Here is a 21,511-nt window from a genome sequence, read left to right as displayed (position 1 = left end):
GGGTTCAGCCCCGCGCCGCCTTCACCGCCGCCGTCGCGGCCTGGCACATCAGCCCGACCTCGTTGGCGATCGTGACGAGCTTGAAGCCCTTCTTGATCATGCGGTTGGCATAGGCGGGCGAGCCGTTGTGCAGGCCGGCGGCGATGCCGCGCTTGCCGGTCTCGGCCAGCAGCATGTCGTAGATGGCGAGGATCTCGGGGTCCTCGACATCCAGCTTCGGCTCCTTGCCGTAGGAGAAGGAGAGGTCGGACGGGCCGACATAGATCCCGTCGATGCCGGGCACGTCGAGGATCGCCTTGATGTTCTCGATCGCGGTCTTCGTCTCGATCATGGGGATCACCAGGATCTCGTCGTTCGCGGTCTTCTGGTAGTTGCCCGAGGAGCCGTAGGCGCCGGCGCGGATCGGGCCGTTGGAGCGCGTGCCCGCCGGCGGGTACTTGCTGTACTGCACCAGCGCGCGGGCTTCTTCGGGCGTGTTCACCATCGGGCAGATCACGCCCATCGCGCCGGCGTCGAGCACCTTGCCGACGATGCCGGGCTCGTTCCACGGCACGCGCACCATCGGCACGGCGCCGGACGGCTGGATGCCCTGGAAGCAGGCGACGCAGGACAGGTAGTCCTGCACGCCGTGCTGCATGTCGACGGTCACGCTGTCCCAGCCGCACTTCGAATACATCTCGGCGCTGAAGGCGTTGGGGATGGCAAGCCACCCGTTGACCACGGCCTTGCCGGCCTTCCACGCTTCCTTGACCGCATTCGCCATGGCGCCGTTTCCTCTCGTGCTGGCTGCTATGGCAGGACGCTAGCGCAATCTCCCGGCAGGTGGAAATCCACCCGCCGGGATTTCCCGGCCGCGCAGACATGCTCGCTTGTCCTGGCCGGCGCGCGCCGTACGCGCGGCTGGACGGGGCACGGCGCGCGCGGCACGCTGGGCGCATGACCGCCTGGACCGTCGCCTCCGAGACCGGCGCGCTGACCGACGTCCTGGTCTGCCCGCCCGACCATTACCGCTGGATCCCGACGAACACGATCGTGAAGCGGACGCTGGCCGAGGCGCAGCAGCCCGCGCCGCTCGCGCTTGCCGCGCAGCACGCGGAACTGGTCCACGCCCTGCGCCAGGGCGGTGCCACGGTGCATGTGCTGCCGCCCGAACCGCATCTCCCCTACATGGCCTACACGCGCGATTCCGCCTTCGTGACGCCCTGGGGCCCGGTGCTGGCCCAGCTGGAACGCCCACAGCGCCGCGGCGAATACGCCGCCGTCATCGACTTCCACCAAGGCCGCTTCTGGCGGAAGTCGAGCGCCGGCACGCTCGAAGGCGGCGACGTCCACATCCTGAAGCCCGGCGTCGCCGTGATCGGCGCCTCGGGCGGCCGCACCGACCTCGCCGGCGCGGAGCAACTGGCCGGCTGGCTGCGGGCCGAGGGCTGGGAGGCGCGCATCGAGGTCTTCGACGAGCATTTCCTCCACCTCGACGTGCTGTTCTGCATGGCCGCGCCCGGTCTCGCGGTCGCCTGCACCGACGTGCTCGACCCGGCCTTCCTCGCCTGGCTGGCGGGGCACGGCATCCGCTGCATCCCCGTCCCCTACCGGGACGCGATGGCGCTGGGCTGCAACATCCTCGCCCTCGGCGGTGGGCGGGTCGTCTCGGCGCGCGGCTCGGCGGCGCTGAACGCGGCGCTGCGCGCGGAAGGGCTGGCGGTGCTGGACCCGGAGCTGTCGCTGTTCACCGCCGGCGGCGGCGGCCCGCATTGCCTGACCTGCCCGCTGCGGCGGGAAGGGACGTGATCCATTTCGTTGCGATGTCGGACACATCGCCCTAGCCTTCGCCGATCATCGCGGGGGATGCGGGCATGGGGGTCGGGCGGCGGCTGCTCGGGGCGCTGCGGCGGCATGGGCAGCGGCGCTGGCCGCTCTCGGGCGCGATGGCGGCGGCCGCGCGCGCCTATCTCGACGGCTACGAGAACAACGACTTCGACATGGCCCGGAACGGGGAGGTCGCGCTGCTGCGCCGCCTCGCCCCGCTTCGCCCGCGCATGGTCTTCGACGTCGGCGCCAATCGCGGCGAATGGTCGCGCGCGGCGCTGGACGCCTTCCCTGATGCAAGGGTGCATGCCTTCGAGATCGCGCCGCCCACCGCCGCGGTCCTGGCGGCATCGCTCGGCGCGCATCCGCGTTGCGCCGTGATGGCCTATGGCCTCGGCGAGGCCGACCGCGGCATCGCGCTGGAATTCCGCCCGGGGCTCGACGTGCTGACGACGCGGCTGGTCGATGCCGGCATCCACGCCGCGCCGGCCGAGCGGATGGAAGGCCGCATCCGCCGCGGCGACGCCCATTGCGCGGACCACGGCATCGACGCCATCGACCTGCTCAAGATCGACGTGGAGGGCGGCGAGCCGGAGGTGCTGGACGGCTTCGGCGCCATGCTCGCGGAAGGGCGGATCGGCGTGATCCAGTTCGAATACGGCATGGCCAACATCACGAGCCGCGTGCTGCTGCGCGACTTCCACGCGCGGCTCGGCGCCGCGGGGTACGAGCTGGGCAAGCTCTATCCGCATGGCGTCGCCTTCGCCCCCTGGCGGCCGGAAGCCGAGGATTTCCGCGGCCCCAACCATGTCGCGGTGCATCGCACCCGCCCCGGCTGGCGCGCGGCCCTGGCCGCCTGACGGCTTGAAAAGCCGCGCGAAACGTCGTTCCTGGCAGGCGGGACGCCAGCCGGGGACAGGACCGCCATGGATGCGAGCGAAGCCGTCGAAGCCGTGATCAGCGCGGCGCGCGCCTTCATGGGCGATCGGCTCAGCGTGAACCGGACCGTGCGGGAACAGCACAGCCGGGGGGAGGACACCACGCCCCCCACCCTGCCCGACGCCGTCGCCTTCGCCGAGACGACCGAGGAGGTGAGCCGCCTGCTCGCGCTGTGCCACCAGCACGGCGTGGCGGTGACGCCCTTCGGTGCCGGCACCTCCCTCGAAGGCCATGTGAACCCGGTGCGCCGCGGCGTCTCGCTCGACCTGTCGCGCATGACCGCGGTGCTCGAGGTGAACGAGGAGGACATGGACTGCCTGATCGAGCCCGGCGTGACGCGCCAGGCGCTGAACGCCTTCCTGCGCGACAAGGGCATGTTCTTCCCCGTCGATCCCGGCAGCCACTGCACCATCGGCGGCATGTGCGCCACGCGCGCCTCCGGCACCAACGCGGTGCGCTACGGCACGATCCGCGAGAACGTGCTGGGGCTCGAGGTGGTGCTGGCCGATGGCCGCGTGATCGAGACCGGCGGGCGCACGCGCAAGGCGTCGAACGGCTACGACCTGACGCGCCTGTTCATCGGCAGCGAGGGCACGCTCGGCGTCATCACCAAGGTCCGGCTGCGCCTGCACGGCATCCCGGAGGCGGTGAGCGCCGCCGTCTCCCAGTTCCCCACGCTGGAAGCGGCGGTCGAGACCGTCATCACCGTCATGCAGTCCGGCATCCCCGTCGCGCGGATCGAGCTGCTGGACGACGACCAGATGGAAGCCTGCATCCGCTATTCGAAGCTCACGGGCTTCGCGGCGGCGCCGACGCTGTTCCTGGAATTCCACGGCAGCCCCGCCGCGGTGCGCGAACAGGCGGCGGCGGTGGAGACGATCGCGCGCGACTTCGGTGCGGCCTCCTTCGCCTGGGCGACGGAAGCGGAGGAACGCAACCGCCTGTGGCAGGCCCGGCACGACGCCTATTGGGCCGCGGTCGCGCTCAAGCCGGGCCATCGCGGCATCACCACCGATGTCTGCGTCCCCATCTCCCGACTCGCGGAAGCCGTGGTCGGCGCCAAGGCGACGGCGAGGGACAGCGGCCTGACATCCTGCATCGTCGGCCATGTCGGGGACGGCAATTTCCACTGCCTGATCCTTTTCCCCGAGGGCGACCCGGAGGCGCTGGAGCGCGCCTGGGCGCTGGATCGCGCCATCGTCGCGCAGGGGCTCGCCCTGGGGGGCACCTGCTCGGGCGAGCACGGCATCGGCCTGGGCAAGCGCGAATTCCTCGAGCAGGAACACGGGGCGGAGGCGCTCGCGGTGATGCGCGGGCTGAAGACGAGCCTCGATCCGCGCGGCATCCTCAACCCGGGGAAGATGTTCCGGAACTGACGCCTTGGACCTGCTCGGCCTCTCGGTCCTGGCACTCGCGCTCGGCCATGTCTTCTCCAACGCCGTGCGCACCGTGCCGGCGCTGGCGGCGGACGTGCTGCAACGGGACCTCGGCGTCACGGCGGAGGGGCTGGCGGCGCTGACCGGCGCCTTCCCGGCGGCCTTCGCGCTGGCGATGCTGCCCGTGGGCGTCGCGCTCGACCGCTGGGGGGTGAAGCCGACGGCGCTCGCGCTGATGGCGATCGCCGGCGCCGGCGCGCTGCTCGGCGCCGTCGCGACAGGGCCATGGTCGATGCTGCTGGCGCAATGCGTGCTCGGCATCGGCTGCTCGGGGATGCTGATGTGCCCCGTCACCTATGCCGCCAAGCACCTGCCGCCGCAGAAGTTCGGGCTGTGGGGCGGGGTGATCCAGGCCTTCGGCAATACCGGCATGCTGCTGTCGGCCAGCCCGCTCGCGCTGCTGGTGGAAGCCGTGGGCTGGCGCGCGGGCTATCTCGCCTGCGCGCTGCTCGCCGCCGGCGCCGCGACCGCCGTCGCGCTGCTGGTGCGCGAAAGCCGGACGGGGATGCAGGCGCGGCGCAGCCTGGCCGAGGATGCGCGGGACGTCGTCGCCCTCGGCCTGTCGCGGGAGATCCGGGGGCCGGTCGTCATCGCCTTCGCCTCCTTCGCCGCGGTGCTCGGCGTGCGGGGGCTCTGGGGCGGGCCCTGGCTGATGGAGGTGCGCGACCTGTCGCGCATCGAGGCCGGCAACGTGCTGCTGCTCTGCACCTTCGCGCTGATCGCGGGCCCGGCGATCGCGGGGCTGCTGGAACGCCGCTTCCAGCACCGGCGGCGCGGGCTGCTCGTCGGCGGGCATCTCGGCGGCGCGGCGGCGATCGTGGCGATGGTGGCGGCCGGGGCTGCGGGGCTGCCGGTCGTGGCGGATGCGCTGCTGCTGGTCGCCTTCGGGCTGGTGATCTCCTTCCAGGTGATCTGCTTCGCGCTGGTGCGCGCGGCGGTGCCGCCGGAACGGGTGGGCCGCGCGCTGTCGGCGATGAACATCTCCTTCTTCGGTGGGGCGGCGGTGTTCCAGGCGGCATCGGGCTTCGCCGCCGCCTGGGCGGGGATCGGCGCGGCGCTGCTGGTCTTCGCCGCGGGGCTGGTGGCCTGCACGCTGCTGTTCCTGCGCCTGCCGGGACCGCGCTGAGGACAAGCGGGGCACCTGTCGGCGCCATCGCGCGGCGTCATCGCTTCTTCATCCGACCGTCATCGAAGCATCGCGGGCCCCGTGGCACGCGGCGGGTCACGCCTGCCGGAGGATGCCCCGATGATCGCACGCCGCACCGCCCTCGCCCTGCCCGCGCTCGGCCTGCTGCCGCGCCCCGCCGCCGCCCAGGCGGATTGGCGTGCGACGCTGCGCGAGGTCCGCTTCGGCATGATCTCGGTCGAGAACGAGCGCGACGCGATCGCCCGCCTGCAGGGCGTCCAGGCCTACATGGCGCGCGAGCTCGGCGTGCCCTTCCGCGTCTTCCGCGGGTCGGACTACGCGGCGGTGGTGGAGGCGATGCGCTCGGGCCATGCCGAGCTCGCCTATCTCGGCCCGGCCTCCTACGGGCTTGCCCGCCGCGTGATGGGCGACCGCGTCGCGCCGATCTTCCGCTACCTCGATAACGAGGGGATGGAGGGCTACCACTCCGTCATGGTCGTGAAGGCCGACAGCCCCTTCCGGCGGCTGGAGGACCTGCGCGGCCGCTCGCTCGGCTTCAGCGACCCGAACTCGACCTCCGGCTTCCAGGTGCCGGGCTGGTTCCTCCGCCGCCAGGGGATGGACCCGGCGACCTTCTTCGCCCGCACCGGCTTCGCCGGCAGCCACGAGCAGAACGTGATGGCGGTGATCAACGGCACCTTCGACGCCGCCGTCGTCGCGTACTCGAACGAGCGCCGCAACACCTTCCAGCGCATGGTCGAGAAGGGGATGATCCCGGAAGGCCAGGTGCGCGTCATCTGGACCTCGCCGCTCATCCCGAATTCGCCGATCGTGCTGCGGATGGACCTGCCGGAAGCCTTCCGCCGCGACGTGACGGCGGCGCTCGCCGCCCTGCCGGAGCGCGACGCGCCCGCCTTCCGCGACATGTCCTCCAACGCGCGCGGCCTCGTGCCCGCGAAGCACGAGGACTACCTCGACATCATGGCGATCCTCGAGGAGAACGCGGCGCGGCGGCGGGAACGGCGTTCCTGACCTTGGCCTCCGCCGCCGTCCTCGCCGCCGAGGGGCGGTTCCGCGCGGCGCGCGCGCGGCATCGCCTGTCGCTGGCGCTGGGCGGCGGCGCGCTTCTGGCGGCCACGCTGCTCGCCGCCTGGGTGGGGGAGGTCAGCCTCGGCCGCCTCGCCCGTGGCCTGCCGCTCGCCTGGGACTATGTCTCGCGCACCCTGCCGGCGCTGCGGTGGGAGAGCCTCGGCGCCGACCTCGCCTATTGGATGTGGGGGCTGCCGGACTGGCTGCCGCTGCTCGGCGACACGCTGCTGATCGCCTATGCCGGCACGGTGCTGGGCGGGGCGGTGGCGCTGGCGCTGTCCTTCCCCGCCGCGGCGACGCTCGCGCCGCCCGCGGTGGTGGCCGTGGTGCGGCGGTCGCTGGAACTGGCGCGCACCGTGCCGACGCTCGTGCTCGCGCTGATGTTCGTCTACGCCTTCGGCCTCGGCCCCTTCGCGGGCGTGCTGGCGATCGCGGTGCATTCCGCCGGCGCGCTCGGCAAGCTGTTCGCCGAGGAACATGAGAACGCCGCCCTCGGCCCGGTCGAGGCGGTGCGCGCCACGGGCGGCGGCTGGGCCGCGCAGATGCGCTTCGGCGTGCTGCCGCAATCCCTGCCCGGCATGCTGAGCACCGGCCTGCTGCGCTTCGAGATCAACGTGCGGGAGGCGAGCGTGCTCGGCATCGTCGGCGCCGGCGGGATCGGGGAGGAGCTGTACCTCGCCGTGCGGCAATTCGAGTACCAGGACATCTCGGCGATCCTGGTGCTCATCCTCGCCACCGTCGCGGCGATCGACCTGCTCTGCGGCAGGCTGCGCCGGCGGGTGATCGGCGCATGAGGCGCATCCCCGCGACGCCGCTGGTGCTCGCCGCCGGCGCGCTGCTGCTCGCCGCCGCGCTGTGGCGGGTGGACGCGACGCCCGCGCGCATCTGGGAAGGGCTGTCGCGCCTCGGCTGGCTGCTGGTGCTGATGTGGCCGCCGAGCCCGGGCGGCGCGCTGCCGGACCTGCTGCGGGGCCTCGCCGAGAGCATGGCCATGGCCTTTCTCGGCACGCTGCTCGCGGCACTCGCCGCGCTGCCGCTCGCGCTGCTCGGCGCGGGCAATGTGGTGGGCAGCGCGCTGCTGCGCTTCTCGGCGCGCCGGGTCTATGACGGGCTGCGCGGCATCGACACGCTGGTCTGGGCGCTGATCTTCGTCTCGGCGGTCGGCATGGGGCCCTTCGCCGGCATCCTCGCCCTCGCGGTGCCGGACACGGGGACATTGGCAAAACTGTTCAGCGAGGCGCTGGAAGGCGCCGACCGCCGCCAGGTGGAAGCGGTGCGCGCCGCCGGCGCGGGGCGCAGCCTGGCGGTGCGGCTCGGCCTGCTGCCGCAGGTCGCACCCGTCATGCTCTCCCAGGTGCTCTACACGCTCGAATCCAACGCGCGGTCCTCGACCATCCTCGGCGTGGTGGGGGCGGGCGGGATCGGGCTCGCGCTGTCCGACCGCATCCGCATCAACAACTGGGACGAGGCCGCCTTCATCGTGCTGATGATCCTGCTGATGGTCGCCGCCATCGACCGGCTGAGCCGGATGGCGCGGCTGCGGCTGATCCGCCCCTGAGGCTTCGCGCGGCCGGGGTTCCGCGCTAGCGTTTTGGGCCATGATCCGCAGCATCCTCGTCGCCCTCGACGACACGCCCGGCGCCGTCGCGGCGCGCGACCACTCCATCGCGCTGGCGCGCCGCACCGGCGCGGCGCTGGCGGCCGCGACCGTGCTCGACTGGCCGCATGCGATGGATGCGCATGAGGCGGTCCCGCCCGGCGGCGGCGCCTTCAAGGAACGCCGCGACGCGGCACGCGCCCGGCGGCTGGAGGAAGAGGCCGAGGCCGCCTTCGCCGCCTGCGCGGCGGCCGCGGGGGATCTCGGCTTCGAACGCCTGCGCCTGACCGAGGCGCCGGAACCCGCGCTGCTCGCCGCCGGCGCGGCGCATGACCTGGTGGTGATCGGCCGCGACTCGACGCTCGGTCTCGAGGAGACGGAGCACGGGCTCGCGCCGGTGATCGAGGCGCTGCTGCATGACGGCGCGCGGCCGCTGCTCGTCGTCCCGCCCGGCGCGCCGCCGGCCGAAGGCGGCGTACTGGTGGGCTATGACGGGTCGATCCCCGCGATGCGCGCGCTGCAGCTCTTCGCGCTGCTGGGGCTGGCGGAAGGCTCGCCGACGAAGGTGCTGTCGCTGGACGAGGATGCGGCGGCCGCGGCGCGGCTGGCCGGCGAGGGCGCGGCCTTCCTCCGCCGCCACGGCATCGCGGCCGAGGCGCTGCCCGTCACCGGCACGCATCCGGTCGATGCGCTGCTGACCGAGGCGGCGGCGATGCCCGCGCGGCTGCTGGTGATGGGCGCCTATGAACATTCGGGGCTGCGCACGCTGTTCACCGGATCGGCGACGCAGAAGCTGCTGCGCGCGGCACCCTGCGCGGTTTTCGTCGCGCATTAGCGACGCGCCATCTCCTTGCGCCGACATGCGATGCGCGCGGCGATTTCTTGCCGTGCCGCGCGCGATGCGCGCCATGATCTTGCGGGACGCCGTGCATGCAATCGCGCACGCTGCTGCATCGTAACATGAGGACACTTGCATCGGCCGACGATCTCGTCCCATGACGGGATGTTCCTGCACGAGGTGATCGATCGATGCGGCTTGCGGCCGGCCTGTTGACGTTGCTTCTCGCGACCGCGGCGCCGGCATGGGCGCAGTTCGGGCCGCAGGGCCCGCCCGCCGTGGGCGTGATGCCGGCCGAGCGTCGTCCCGTCACCGAGACGACGGAGTTCGTCGGCCGCGTCGAGGCGACGGACCGCGTCAACATCCGCGCGCGCGTCACCGGCTTCCTGCAGGAAAGGCTCTACCGCGAAGGCGGCGACGTCGCGGCCGGGGACGTGCTGTACCGCATCGAGCGCGCGCCCTTCGAGGCGCAGCTGGAACAGGCCGAGGCGAGCCTCGCCGGCGCGACCGCGACGGTGGAGAACGCGCGCGTCGCGCTCGCCCGCGCGCGGGAACTGCGGCAGACAGGCACGGGCACGCAGGTCGCGCTCGACAACGCGCAGGCGCTGGAACGCACCGCCGCGGCCAATGTGCTCGCGGCGCAGGCGGCGGTGCGGGTGGCGCAGATCAACTTGGGCTACACCGAGATCACCGCGCCCATCGCCGGGCAGATCGGGCGATCCAACCTCGCGCCGGGCAACGTGGTGGGGCCGGATGCCGGCACGCTCGCGATCATCGTCAGCCAGGACCCGATGCGCGTCGCCTTCGCGGTCAGCCAGCGCACCGCGCTCGAACTGCGCAACCGGTTCGAAGGGCGCGGCGGCCCGGCCGCGGTGCTGGTGCGCATCCGCACCGCCGATGGCCGCGCCTATCCCGAGCCCGGGCGCATCGACTTCGTCGACAACCAGATCGACCGCAACACCGACACGATCCTGGTCCGCGCGCTGATCCCGAACCCGGTGCGCCGCGGCAACGGCGGCACTACGCCCGTCACGCCGCGGGAACTCATCGACGGGCAGTTCGTCTCGGTCAGCGTGGAGGGGGCGGAGCCGGTCATGGCCATCACCCTGCCGCGCGCGGCCGTGCTGCAGGACCAGCAGGGATCCTTCGTCTTCGTGGTGGGCGAGGGCAACCGCGCCGAACGGCGCAATGTCCGCCTCGGCCGGTCCACCGGCGCCGCGACGGCGGTGATCGAGGACGGCCTGGCTGGCGGCGAGACGGTGGTGGTCGAGGGGCTGCAGCGCGTGCGCCCCGGCCAGCCGGTGAACCCCGCGCCGGCGACGCCGCGCGCCGCACCCGGAAGGGGCTGACCGCGCGTGTTCTCCGCCGTCTTCGTCGACCGCCCGCGGCTCGCGATGGTCGTCGCCATCGTGACCGCGCTTGCCGGGCTGATGGCGATGATCCGCCTGCCCGTCTCCCAGCTGCCGGACATCGTCCCGCCGCAGGTCTCCGTCACCACGCGCTTCCCCGGCGCCTCGGCCGCCGTGGTGGAACAGACGGTCGCGCAGGTGATCGAGGCCTCGGTCAACGGCGTCGACCGCATGATCTACATGCGGTCCAACAGCGCCAATGACGGCTCCTACAGCCTCAACATCTCCTTCGCCCTCGGCACCAACCCGGACATCGCGACGGTCAACGTCAACAACCGGGTGCAGGCGGCGCTCGCGCGGCTGCCGCAGGAAGTGCAGCGGCAGGGCGTGACGGTCCGCAAGCAATCCTCGGCCATCCTGCAATTCGTCTTCCTCTATTCGGAAAGCGGGGAGCATTCGCCGCTCTTTCTTTCAAACTACGTCACCATCAACATCCTCGACCGCCTCGCGCGCGTGCAGGGCGTGGGGCAGGTGACGCTGTTCGGCGGCATGGACTATTCCATGCGCATCTGGTTCGAGGTCGATCGCCTGATCAGCCTGAACCTGACGCCATCCGACGTGGTCGCGGCGATCCAGGCGCAGAACGTCCAGGCGCCGGTGGGCCGCATCGGCGCCCGGCCGATCCCCGAGGAGCAGCAGTTCCAGATCAACCTGGAGACGCGCGGGCGCCTGACCTCGCCCGAGGAATTCGGCGACATCCTGATCCGCGCCAACCCCGACGGGTCGAGCCTGCGGGTGCGCGACGTCGCGCGCGTCGAGCTCGGCGCCGCCAGCATGGACACGGAAAGCCGCTTCAACGGACGGCCAGCCGTGACCTTCGGCGTCTACCTGGCACCCGGCGCCAACGCCGTCTCGGCCGCCGCGGCGGTGCGCGAGACGCTGGCGGAAATGCGCACGCGCTACCCTTCGGGCGTGAACCACCAGGTCTTCTTCGACACCTCGGACTTCGTGACGGACACGATCCGGGAGGTGATCAAGACCCTGCTGGAAGCCTTCCTGCTGGTCGTGGTGGTGGTGTTCCTGTTCCTGGGGAACCTGCGCGCCACCGTCATCCCGACCATCGCCGTGCCGGTCAGCCTGATCGGCACCTTCATCATCCTGCTCGCGCTCGGCTATTCGGCGAACACGATATCCCTGCTCGCCATGGTGCTCGCCATCGGCATCGTCGTCGACGACGCCATCGTCGTGGTCGAGAATGTCGAGCGGGTGATGGCGGAGGAGCCGGACCTCACCCCCGCCGAGGCGACCAAGAAGGCGATGGCGCAGATCACCGCGCCGATCATCGCCATCACCCTCGTGCTGCTGTCGGTCTTCGTGCCCATCGGCTTCATCCCCGGCCTGTCGGGCGAATTGTTCCGCCAGTTCGCGGTGACGATCAGCGCGGCGATGGTGATCAGCGCGATCAACGCGCTGACGCTGTCGCCCGCGCTCTGCGCGATGTTCCTGCGCGCCCATCACGGGGAACGCGGCGGGCTGATGGGGCGCTGGCTGCGCGGCATCGACTGGACGCGGGACCGCTACGCCGGGACGGTCTCGCGGCTGGTGCGCGTCTCATCACTCTCGATCCTGCTGACCGCGGGCTTCGCGGCCGGCATCTGGCAGCTCTCGCTGCGCACGCCATCCGGCTTCCTGCCGCAGGAGGACCAGGGCGCCTTCTTCGTGCAGGTGCAGCTGCCGCAGGGTGCCTCCGTCGCGCGCACGCGCGAAGCGGTGGTGCAGGTGGAGGAAATCCTGCGCCAGATCCCCTCCGTGCAGGGCACGCTCGCCATCGTCGGCTTCTCGCTGATCGACGGCGGCGCGCAGTCCAATTCCGCCTTCCTCGTCGGGCGGCTGAAGCCCTTCGCGGAACGCACCACGGCCGAGATGTCGGTCCAGGCCGCGATCGGGCGCGTCTTCGGCGCGGGCCAGGCGGTGCGTACGGCGAATGTCTTCGCCTTCAACCTGCCGCCGATCATCGGCCTGGGGACCGGCGGCGGCTTCGAATACATCCTGCAGGACTATGAGGGCCGGCCGCCGGCGGAACTCGGCGCGACCATGCTCGGCCTGATCGTGCAGGCGAACCAGGACCCGCGGCTCGCCGCCGTCTTCTCCACCTTCAACGCGACCAACCCGACGCTGTTCCTCGATGTGGACCGCGACAAGGCGCAGGCGCTGGGCCTGCGCATCTCGGACGTGTTCCAGGCGCTGCAGGCCACGCTCGGCGGCTTCTACGTCAACGACTTCAACCTGTTCGGGCGTACCTGGCAGGTGAACCTGCAGGCGGAAGCAGCCGACCGCGACGACATCGAGGACATCTGGCGCATCCATGTCCGCAACTCGCGCGGAGAGATGGTGCCGCTTCGCGCCATCGCGGAAACCCGCCCGCGCGTCGGGCCGCAGACCATCTTCCGCTACAACAACTACCGCGCCATCTCGATCCAGGGCGCGCCGCGGCCGGGCGTGTCCTCCGGCGACGGGCTCGCGGCGATGGAGGACCTCTCCCGCCGCATCCTGCCCACCGGCTACGGCTACGAATGGACCGGCACCGCCTTCCAGGAAAAGCAGGCGGCGGGGCAGACGGTCTACATCCTCGCCCTCGCGGTCGCCTTCGCCTACCTGTTCCTGGTCGCGCTGTACGAATCCTGGGTGATCCCGATCCCGGTGCTGCTGTCGGTCGCCGTCGGCGTGCTGGGCGCCTTCCTCGCGCTGCTGGTGGCGAAGATGCCGCTCGACATCTATGCCCAGATCGGGCTGGTCGTGCTGATCGCGCTCGCGGCCAAGAACGGCATCCTGATCGTGGAATTCGCCAAGGAGAAGCGGGAGGAAGGCCTGTCCATCCGCGACGCAGCCATCATGGGCGCGCGGCTGCGCTTCCGGGCGGTGATGATGACCTCGATCGCCTTCGTGCTCGGCCTGGTGCCGCTGGTCTTCGCGGAAGGCGCGGCGATGATGTCCCGCCGGGCGGTCGGCACGGCGGTGTTCGGGGGCATGCTGGCGGCCGCGCTCATCGGCATCTTCGTGATCCCGATGCTCTACGTCGTGTTCCAGTCCATCCGGGAGAAGTCCAAGGCCGTCTTCGGCCGCACCCCCTGACCCCCCTTCCCTTCCCCGCCCCGCATCGCAGATGATGCGGGCGAGATATCGTTCGGGGAGCGTCAGCATGGCGAAGTTCGGCCTCAGCCAGTCCATCCGTCGGGTGGAGGATCCGCGCCTGCTCAAGGGCGACGGCCGCTACACGGCCGACATCGCGGTCGCGGGCCAGGCCCAGGGCGCGGTGCTGCGCAGCCCGCACGCCCATGCGCGCATCGCCTCCATCTCCACCGCGGCCGCCGCCGCCATGCCGGGCGTGCTCGGCGTCTACACCGCGGCCGACCTGAAGGCGGACGGGCTCGGGCCGCTGCCCTGCCTCATTCCGCTGAAGTCGGTGGACGGCACGCCGGTGTCCGACACGCCGCGCCTCGCCCTGGCCGAGGACGTGGTCCGCCATGTCGGCGACCCGGTCGCCTTCGTGGTGGCCGAGACCGCCGCCGCCGCCCGCGACGCGGCCGAGGCGATCGAGGTCGAGTACGAGATCCTGCCCTCGGCCACCGACCTCGCCACCGCCTGGCAGCCCGGCCAGCCGCAGATCTGGGCGAGCGCGCCGGACAACACCTGCTTCGACTGGCACGCCGGCGACAAGGCTAAGGCGGAGGAGTTGTTCGCCAAGGCCGCCCACGTCACGCGCCTGACGGTGGTGAACAACCGCGTCGTCGTCGCCAGCATGGAAGCGCGCGCCGCGGTTGCCGACTACGACACGGCGAAGAAGCACTGGACGCTGTCCACCAACACCCAGGGTTCCTGGCTGGTGCGCAACCTTCTTGCCGACAACGTGTTCAAGGTGCCGAAGGAGAGCTTCCGCGTCGTCACGCCGGATGTCGGCGGCGGCTTCGGCATGAAGCTGTTCCTCTATGCCGAGCACGTGCTGGTCTGCTTCGCCGCCCGCCGGCTCGGCCGCGCGGTGAAGTGGACGTCCGAGCGCACGGAAGCCTTCCAGTCCGACACGCATGGGCGGGACAACATCACCGTCGGCGAGCTGGCGCTCGACAAGGACGGCACCTTCCTCGCGCTGCGCACCAAGAACTGGGCGAACATGGGCGCCTACCTGAACACCTTCGCGCCCTTCATCCCGACCGGGGCGGGGACGAAGGTGCTGGCCTCCGTCTACGGCTTCCAGGCGATCCACGCGCAGGTGATCGGCGTGATGACGAACACCGTGCCGGTGGACGCCTATCGCGGCGCCGGCCGGCCCGAGAGCAACTACCTGGTCGAGCGCCTGATCGACACCGCGGCGCGCGACATGGGCATGGACCGCATCGAGATCCGCCGCCGCAACATGGTCCCGGCTTCGGCCATGCCCTACGTCTCGGCCATGGGCCAGCGCTACGATTCCGGCGAATTCGCCAAGCTGATGGACACCGCGCTGGGCAAGATCGACTGGGCGGGGTTCGAGGCGCGGCGCGCCGACGCGGCGAAGCGCGGCAAGAAGCGCGGCATCGGCCTCGCCTACTACCTGGAAGCCACCGGCGGCGGGCCGACCGAGAATGCCGCCGTGCGCTTCGCCGATGACGGCTATGTCGATGTCTATGTCGGCACGCAGTCCACCGGCCAGGGCCACGAGACCGCCTATGCCATGCTGACGAGCCACGAGCTGGGCATTCCCGTGGAGCGCATCCGCGTGAAGCAGGGCGATTCCGACACGCTGCCCGATGGCGGCGGCACGGGCGGGGCGCGCAGCCTCTATTCCGAAGGCCAGGCGATCCTCGTCACCACCGCCTCGGTGGTCGAGAAGGGCAAGAAGGCGGCCTCCGAGCACCTGGAAGCCTCGGTCGCGGACATCGAGTTCACGCCGGGCGAAGGTCGCTTCGCGGTGGTCGGCACGGACCGCGGCGTCGGCATCATCGAACTCGCCGCCATCCAGCGGAAGAAGGCCGCGGCGGGGCAGGAGGTGACGCTGCTCGACGCGCAGGAAACCGCCGACATCAAGTCCCACACCTTCCCCAATGGCTGCCACGTGGCCGAGGTGGAGGTGGACCCGGAGACGGGCATCGTCGCCATCCCGCGCTACATCGTGGTGGACGATGTCGGCCATGCGCTGAACCCGCTGATCGTGCGCGGCCAGGTGCATGGCGGCGTGACGCAGGGCATCGGCCAGGCGCTGATGGAGCGCACCGTGTTCGACCCGGAGAGCGGGCAGATGCTCTCCGCGTCCTTCATGGACTACGCGCTGCCGCGCGCGGACGACCTGCCGGACATCGACGTGGATCTGATCGAGGTGCCCTGCGAGACCAATCCGCTCGGCGTGAAGGGCGCGGGCGAGGCCGGCGCGGTGGGCTCCCCGCCGGCGGTGATCAACGCGCTGGTGGATGCGCTGGGCGGCAAGGTGGTCGACATGCCGGCGACGCCCGAAGTGGTGTGGAAGGCGCTTTCGGCGGCTTGAAGCGTGCGGGGGAGGAGAACCTCCCCCGCTCCCCCTCCCTTCTTTGTCTGTTGGGCGCTGACGACGGACGTCAGCACAAAGGGGGGAGAAGTTCCGTTCTCCCCCTTCCTGTTTTCACCCGTGCGTCGGCCTTCCCCGTTCCCCGCACGCCCAGCCGTGCGAATGCACCAGCCCGTCGTCATGATCCTCCCGCGGCGCCGGGATGACCCGCGGCTGCGGGCGGCGCGTCGGCTCGGTGGCCCAGCGGTGGCCGTGCACCAGGCCGTCATCGTGGTGGCGTTCGTTGCTCATGGATCGTCTCCCCTTGTTCAATGAGACGGCGCGAACTGCGCCGCCTCGGTGGAATGGGCCATCGCGGTGGTGCTCGCCCGGCCGCCGGATGCGGCCATGGCCACCGCGTCGAAATAGGACACGCCGACTTCGCGCTGGTGGCGCACGGCGGTGAAGCCTTCGCTTTCCGCGGCGAACTCGGCCTGCTGCAATTCGCTGTAGGCGCCCATGCCGCGTTCGGCGTAGCCGCGCGCGAGGTTGAACATGGACAGGTTCAGGCTGTGGAAGCCGGCCAGCGTGACGAACTGGAAGCGGTAGCCCATGGCGCCGATCTCGCGCTGGAAGCGCGCCGCGGCCTCCACACCCATCTTCCGCTGCCAGTTGAAGGACGGGCTGCAGTTGTAGGCGAGCATCTTGCCCGGGAATTCGCGGTGGATCGCCTCGGCGAAGTCGCGCGCATCCTGCAGGTCGGGGTCCGACGTCTCCCACCACAGCAGGTCGGCATAGGGCGCGTAGGCGAGCGACCGCGCGATCGCGTAGTCCTTCCCGACGCCCGGCTTGATGCGGAAGAAGCCCTCCGCCGTGCGCTCGCCGGAGATGAAGGGCCGGTCGCGCTCGTCCACGTCCGCCGTCAGCAGCTGCGCGCTTTCGGCATCGGTGCGGCAGAGCAGCACGGTCGGCACGCCCTCCACGTCGGCGGCGAGGCGCGCGGCGTTCAGCGTGCGGATGTGCTGGCTGATCGGCACCAGCACCTTGCCACCGAGGTGGCCGCACTTCTTCTCGGACGCCAGCTGGTCCTCGAAATGCACGCCGGCCGCGCCGGCCTCGATCATGGCGCGCATGAGCTCGTAGGCGTTGAGCGCGCCGCCGAAGCCGGCCTCGGCGTCGGCCACGATCGGCGCCATGTAGTGGGTGCGGTCATCCGCCTTGCCGTCGAGGCGTTCCATCGTCGCGATCTGGTCCGCGCGGCGCAGCGAGGCGTTGATGCGGCTGACGACCTTGGGCACGGAATCGACCGGATACAGCGACTGGTCGGGATACATCTGCCCCGCGCTGTTGGCGTCCGCGGCCACCTGCCAGCCGGAAAGGTAGATGGCCTTCAGCCCGGCCTTGACCTGCTGCAGCGCCTGCATGCCGGTCAGCGCGCCCAGCGTGTTCACGAAGGGCTCGGTCCTGAGCAGGTGCCAAAGCCGCCGCGCGCCGTTCTCGGCCAAGGTGTGGCGGATGCCGAAGGACCCGGCGAGGCGCGCGACATCGGCCGGCGTGTAGTCGCGGCGGATGCCGGCGAAGCGCTCGGGATCCTGGGGCGGGATGCCGCCGCCGGACCCGTCCGGGGCGAAGCAGGGAGAGGTGTTGGGGCGCATGGGGCTGGTGAACTCCAGGCCGGACCGTCCGGCGCCCGTGAATAATTCACATTGCGCGGTCCCAAATCACCAGCGATCCTGCGTCCGACGCCGCAACACGGTGCAGTTTCGCACGCGCGGCGGGGCTGTTTTGTGAAGGCTGTAAAGCATGGCACGCCCCCTGATCGGCCGAACCATCCGTCGCCTGCGCGCCGAGCGCGGCATGACGCAGCAGGCGCTCGCCGCGCGGCTGGGCATCTCCGCCTCCTACCTCAACCTGATCGAGCACGATCAGCGCGCGGTCACGGCGAGCCTGCTGATCAAGCTGACGGAAACGCTCGGCGTCGAGCTCGCGGTGCTGTCGGGCAGCGCGGAACGGCAGCTCGAGTCCGGGCTGCGGGAAGTGCTGTCCGACCCGATGCTCGGGCTCGAGGAAATCCCGGAGCAGGAGGTCGCGACGCTGGCCGCATCGGCGCCCAACGCCGCGCGCGCCATGCTCGCGCTGTATCGCGCCTGGCGCGTGGCGCGGGAGGATTCCTCCGGCCTCGCCTTGCCCACCGGCCGGCGCATCCTGCTGCCGACGGAGGAGACGCGCGACTTCTTCCACGACCGCGCGAACCACTTCGCCACGCTCGAAGCCGCGGCCGAGGCGATCGGGCGGGAACTCGGCGCGCGCCCGGCCGAGATGAACCACGCCATCGCCGAAAGGCTGCGCCGCGAACACGGGCTGACGGTCACGGTCGGCCCGCTGGAAGGGGCGATGCGCCGGCACGACGCGGCGGCGCGCACGCTGCATCTTTCCGAATCGCTGCCGCGCGAATCCCGCGGCTTCCAGATGGCCTTCACGCTGATGCTGCTGGAAGCGCGGGACGCGCTGGACGCCGCGATGGCCGGCGCGGAACCATCGACGCCGGAAGCGGCGCAGATGATGCGCATCGGCCTGCTGAACTACGCCGCCGGCGCGCTGCTGATGCCCTATGCGCCCTACCTTTCCGCGGCGCGCGAATTGCGCCACGACATCGAGGCGCTGGCCTCGCGCTTCGGCGTGTCCTTCGAACAGGCGGCGCAGCGCCTGTCCACCCTGCAGCGGGAAGGCGCGCGCGGCGTGCCCTTCTTCTTTCTGCGCGTCGATCCGGCGGGCAATGTCGGCAAGCGCTTTTCCGCCGCCGGCTTCCCCTTCGCGCGCTTCGGCGGATCCTGCCCGCGCTGGGTGGTGCATGAGGCCTTCGCGACACCCGGCCGCATCCGCGTGCAGGTGGCGCGCCTGCCGGATGGCGCGACCTTCCTGACCGTCGCGCGCACCGTGCAGGGGCCTGCGGCGCATTGGGGCGAGCCGCCGCCGGTGCATGTCGTGGCGATGGGCTGCGACATCTCCCGCGCGCCGGACCTGGTCTATGCGGATGGGCTGGACCTGGAGACCGCCTGGGTCGGCATCGGGCTGTCCTGCCGGCTGTGCGACCGCGCCGATTGCCGGTCCCGCGCCTTTCCGCCGCTCGAGCACCGGCTGGTGCTCGACCCCTCCGTGGAGGGCGCCGCGCCCTATCGCTTCGAGACGGGCGGCGTCAGCCGAGCGGCCAGTCCGGCGCCGGCAGCGCCCACGCCGGCGGCTCGCGCGCGACGGCCTCGCTGAGCCATTCGGCGAGCAGCGCGGCGCCATCCGGCGCCGGCGCGCCGCGCAGCGCATCGAGGAAGGCCGCTTCCTCCGCGGCGAGGGCGGAGTCGAGGCCGAGCAGCGCGGCGAAGTCGGCGCGCGCGGCCGCGTCGGGGCCGGGCGGATCTGCGGCGAAGGCGGCACGGATGGCGTCGAGCGCGGCGAGGGACGGGAAGGCGTCCTCGGCGGGCGGTTCGACCTCCGTCTCCCACGGCATGCCGCCTTGCGTCGCGGAATCGGATGCGGGCGCATCGACGACCAACCGCGGCGCGTCATCGCGGCCCGGACTCGCGCCGTCGGCGATGGCGGCCGAGACCCCGCCCGTGCCGGAGGGTCGTGCCTGCGGGGCCACATCCACCGCCATGGGCGGCTCCACGCGGGGCGCGACGACACCACTCGCGGCCACATCCGTCGCCGGCGGTTCGGCGACCGCGTGCCCGGTGGCCGTCTCCGCAATCCAGAGGGGCGCATCCCCGCCCGCGACGAGAATCTCGGCAGGCAGGGGGAGCGGCGGCTCCTCCATCGCCCAGGGGGTGGGGCTGGTCGGCATGGCGGCACTCGACGGACGCGGGAGGGGTGCGGCGTCCTGCCGCTGCTGGGGCCTTAACCTTGCGGAAACCTATGGCCGACGCGGCGCCAGAGGTGAAGAAAACTGTGCGCGAGATTAACGAATCTCACGACCCTTCCCGCCGCCCCTGGCGCAATCGCGCCGGCAATGGCACCACGGCATCCAAGCAGGACGAGGAAGACCCATGTCCCGGAGCCTTCGCGTCGCGGTCCAGATGGACCCGATCGAATCCATCAACATCGACGGCGATTCCACCTTCGCGCTCATGCTCGAAGCCCAGGCGCGCGGCCATCGCCTCTGGCACTACCATGTGCGCGACCTGGCACTCCGCGGCGGGCGCGTCACCGCCTGGGCGAAGCCGATCGAGGTGCGCCGCGAGCACGGCCGCCACTTCACCCTGGGCGCGGAGGAGGAACTCGACCTCGGCGAAGGCGCGGACGTGGTGCTGATGCGCCAGGACCCGCCCTTCGACATGGCCTACATCACGGCCACCCACATCCTCGAGCACATCCACCCGCGCACGCTCGTGGTGAACGACCCCGCGCAGGTGCGCAACGCGCCCGAGAAGCTGTTCGTCACGCATTTCCCCGAGCTGATGCCCGTCACCATGGTCACCGCCGACCGGCGGCGCATCGCGCAGTTCCGCAGCGAGCACGGCGACATCATCATCAAGCCGCTGTTCGGCAATGGCGGCGCGGGCGTCTTCCACCTGCGCCCGGACGACCCGAACATGAACTCGCTGGTGGAGATGTTCACCGAACGCTCCCGCGAGCCGCTGATGATCCAGAAATACGTCCCCGCGGTGCGGGAGGGCGACAAGCGCATCATCCTCGTCGACGGCGTCGCGATGGGCGCCATCAACCGCGTGCCCGCGGCGGGCGAGGCACGGTCGAACATGCATGTCGGCGGGCGCCCCGAACCCACGACGCTGACGGACCGCGAGCGCGAGATCTGCGCGGCGATCGGGCCGGAACTCAAGAAGCGCGGCATGATCTTCGTCGGCATCGACGTGATCGGCGGTTACCTGACCGAGATCAACGTCACCTCGCCGACGGGGCTGCAGGAGATCGCGCGCTTCGATGGGGTGCACCTGGAACGCGCGATATGGGATGCGATCGAGGGGAAGGTCGGGGGGAGGTGAACTCCCCCCGAGCCCCCCTCCTTTTTTGCCTTTTGGGCACTGACGGCGGGGGATTCGGGGGAGGTGCCCTGCCCCGTCTTTCCGTGCGCGGAGGAACGCCATGCTGAAGCTCTGGGGCCGGGTGAACTCGGTCAACGTCAAGAAGGTGCTCTGGATGCTCGAGGAGGTCGGCGCGCCCTATGAGCGCGCCGAGGCCGGCATGGAGCATGGCGTGGTCGACACGCCGGATTATCGCGCGATGAACCCGAACGGGCGCGTGCCGACCATCGAGGATGGCGGCTTCGTGCTGTGGGAATCGAACTCCATCCTGCGCTACCTCGCGATGAAGCATGGCAGCGCGCTGTACCCGGCCGATCCGGCGGCGCGGGCTTCGGCCGACCGCTGGATGGACTGGCAGTTCTCCACGCTCGGCCCCGCGGAGCGGAACCTGTTCTGGGGCCTGGTGCGCACGCCGGCGGACAAGCGCGACATGGCGTCCGTGATGGCGGCGATGAAGGCCGCCGGCGCCTGCTGGACGATGCTGGATGCGCATATCGCCAAGCATGGCGGGCCGTATATCGACGGCGCGACGATGACGATCGCGGACATCGTGCTGGGCTGCTACGCGCGGCGCTGGTTCGGGGAGGAGGTGCGGGTGGAGGGCATGCCCGTGCTGCCCGCGCTCGCGGCCTGGTACGCGACGCTGGGCGAAAGGCCGGGGTTCCGGCGCTGGGTGGCGCCCAGGTTGACGTGACGCGCGGGGGCGCCGCCCCCTCGAACCGTGGCAAGAACACACCAGCGATGGGCGTAAAGGGCTCTCAGCCCTTCACATCCGTCACGCCGCAAGGCGTGCCAGACAAATGA

General features: G+C 71.3%; 18 protein-coding genes. 14 read left to right on the top strand and 4 right to left on the bottom strand.

The features are described from left to right. Window positions 1-4: 4 nt before the first annotated feature. Window positions 5-763: an HpcH/HpaI aldolase family protein gene (locus J5Y09_RS01235; protein ID WP_209349889.1), complete on the bottom strand. Its 759-nt coding sequence runs from the start codon at window positions 761-763 to the stop codon at window positions 5-7. A 173-nt stretch (window positions 764-936) separates the two neighbouring features. Here J5Y09_RS01235 and J5Y09_RS01230 point away from each other — a divergent pair, with 173 nt between their 5' ends. The 11 genes from J5Y09_RS01230 (at window position 937) to J5Y09_RS01180 (ending at window position 15,695) form a co-directional block, all read left to right on the top strand. Then, the gene (locus tag J5Y09_RS01230; RefSeq protein WP_209349888.1) at window positions 937-1,788 is read left to right on the top strand and encodes a dimethylarginine dimethylaminohydrolase family protein; all 852 of its coding nucleotides are present in this window, start codon (window positions 937-939) and stop codon (window positions 1,786-1,788) included. 65 nt (window positions 1,789-1,853) lie between these two features. Next, a complete protein-coding gene (locus tag J5Y09_RS01225) occupies window positions 1,854-2,666 on the top strand; it encodes an FkbM family methyltransferase (RefSeq protein WP_209349887.1) in 813 nt (270 codons plus the stop codon). A gap of 66 nt (window positions 2,667-2,732) precedes the next feature. After that, window positions 2,733-4,121: an FAD-binding oxidoreductase gene (locus J5Y09_RS01220; protein WP_209349886.1), complete on the top strand. Its 1,389-nt coding sequence runs from the start codon at window positions 2,733-2,735 to the stop codon at window positions 4,119-4,121. Between the two features lie 4 nt (window positions 4,122-4,125). Beyond that, window positions 4,126-5,307, top strand: coding sequence for an MFS transporter (locus J5Y09_RS01215; protein ID WP_209349885.1), 1,182 nt, complete (start codon window positions 4,126-4,128; stop codon window positions 5,305-5,307). 120 nt (window positions 5,308-5,427) lie between these two features. Next, complete coding sequence (gene phnD / locus J5Y09_RS01210; protein ID WP_209349884.1) at window positions 5,428-6,339, top strand: phosphate/phosphite/phosphonate ABC transporter substrate-binding protein; 912 nt, start codon at window positions 5,428-5,430, stop codon at window positions 6,337-6,339. A 2-nt stretch (window positions 6,340-6,341) separates the two neighbouring features. Beyond that, entirely contained in the window at window positions 6,342-7,190 is an 849-nt protein-coding gene (phnE, locus tag J5Y09_RS01205) for a phosphonate ABC transporter, permease protein PhnE (protein WP_245216724.1), read from the top strand. Then, window positions 7,187-7,954, top strand: coding sequence for a phosphonate ABC transporter, permease protein PhnE (gene phnE, locus J5Y09_RS01200; RefSeq protein WP_209349883.1), 768 nt, complete (start codon window positions 7,187-7,189; stop codon window positions 7,952-7,954). The genes phnE (J5Y09_RS01205) and phnE (J5Y09_RS01200) overlap by 4 nt, the downstream gene beginning before the upstream one ends. Before the next feature lie 40 nt (window positions 7,955-7,994). Then, on the top strand, window positions 7,995-8,828 hold the full coding sequence (locus J5Y09_RS01195; protein ID WP_209349882.1) for a universal stress protein: 834 nt from the start codon (window positions 7,995-7,997) through the stop codon (window positions 8,826-8,828). A gap of 194 nt (window positions 8,829-9,022) precedes the next feature. Next, a complete protein-coding gene (locus J5Y09_RS01190; RefSeq protein ID WP_209349881.1) occupies window positions 9,023-10,180 on the top strand; it encodes an efflux RND transporter periplasmic adaptor subunit in 1,158 nt (385 codons plus the stop codon). Between the two features lie 6 nt (window positions 10,181-10,186). After that, the gene (locus J5Y09_RS01185; RefSeq protein WP_209349880.1) at window positions 10,187-13,312 is read left to right on the top strand and encodes an efflux RND transporter permease subunit; all 3,126 of its coding nucleotides are present in this window, start codon (window positions 10,187-10,189) and stop codon (window positions 13,310-13,312) included. A gap of 67 nt (window positions 13,313-13,379) precedes the next feature. Further along, window positions 13,380-15,695, top strand: coding sequence for a xanthine dehydrogenase family protein molybdopterin-binding subunit (locus J5Y09_RS01180; RefSeq protein ID WP_209349879.1), 2,316 nt, complete (start codon window positions 13,380-13,382; stop codon window positions 15,693-15,695). A gap of 114 nt (window positions 15,696-15,809) precedes the next feature. On the opposite strand, the gene J5Y09_RS01175 is transcribed toward J5Y09_RS01180, so the two are convergent. Together J5Y09_RS01175 and aceA are read right to left on the bottom strand one after the other, a co-directional pair. Further along, complete coding sequence (locus J5Y09_RS01175; protein ID WP_209349878.1) at window positions 15,810-15,986, bottom strand: hypothetical protein; 177 nt, start codon at window positions 15,984-15,986, stop codon at window positions 15,810-15,812. A gap of 17 nt (window positions 15,987-16,003) precedes the next feature. Next, complete coding sequence (gene aceA / locus J5Y09_RS01170) at window positions 16,004-17,329, bottom strand: isocitrate lyase (RefSeq protein WP_209349877.1); 1,326 nt, start codon at window positions 17,327-17,329, stop codon at window positions 16,004-16,006. A 148-nt stretch (window positions 17,330-17,477) separates the two neighbouring features. Here aceA and J5Y09_RS01165 point away from each other — a divergent pair, with 148 nt between their 5' ends. Beyond that, window positions 17,478-18,938, top strand: coding sequence for a helix-turn-helix domain-containing protein (locus J5Y09_RS01165; protein ID WP_209349876.1), 1,461 nt, complete (start codon window positions 17,478-17,480; stop codon window positions 18,936-18,938). Here the strand turns inward: J5Y09_RS01165 and J5Y09_RS01160 are convergent. Beyond that, window positions 18,871-19,509, bottom strand: coding sequence for a hypothetical protein (locus J5Y09_RS01160; protein WP_209349875.1), 639 nt, complete (start codon window positions 19,507-19,509; stop codon window positions 18,871-18,873). The two genes, J5Y09_RS01165 and J5Y09_RS01160, sit on opposite strands and share 68 nt — an antisense overlap. Before the next feature lie 202 nt (window positions 19,510-19,711). Here J5Y09_RS01160 and gshB point away from each other — a divergent pair, with 202 nt between their 5' ends. Together gshB and J5Y09_RS01150 are read left to right on the top strand one after the other, a co-directional pair. After that, the gene (gene gshB, locus J5Y09_RS01155) at window positions 19,712-20,668 is read left to right on the top strand and encodes a glutathione synthase (RefSeq protein ID WP_209349874.1); all 957 of its coding nucleotides are present in this window, start codon (window positions 19,712-19,714) and stop codon (window positions 20,666-20,668) included. A 100-nt stretch (window positions 20,669-20,768) separates the two neighbouring features. Then, window positions 20,769-21,401, top strand: coding sequence for a glutathione S-transferase family protein (locus J5Y09_RS01150; RefSeq protein ID WP_209349873.1), 633 nt, complete (start codon window positions 20,769-20,771; stop codon window positions 21,399-21,401). The last annotated feature ends 110 nt before the right edge of the window (window positions 21,402-21,511 follow it).

It is taken from the genome of Roseomonas nitratireducens (assembly GCF_017813355.1).
GTDB lineage: Bacteria > Pseudomonadota > Alphaproteobacteria > Acetobacterales > Acetobacteraceae > Neoroseomonas > Neoroseomonas nitratireducens.
This window is presented reverse-complemented; position numbering and strand designations above follow the sequence as displayed.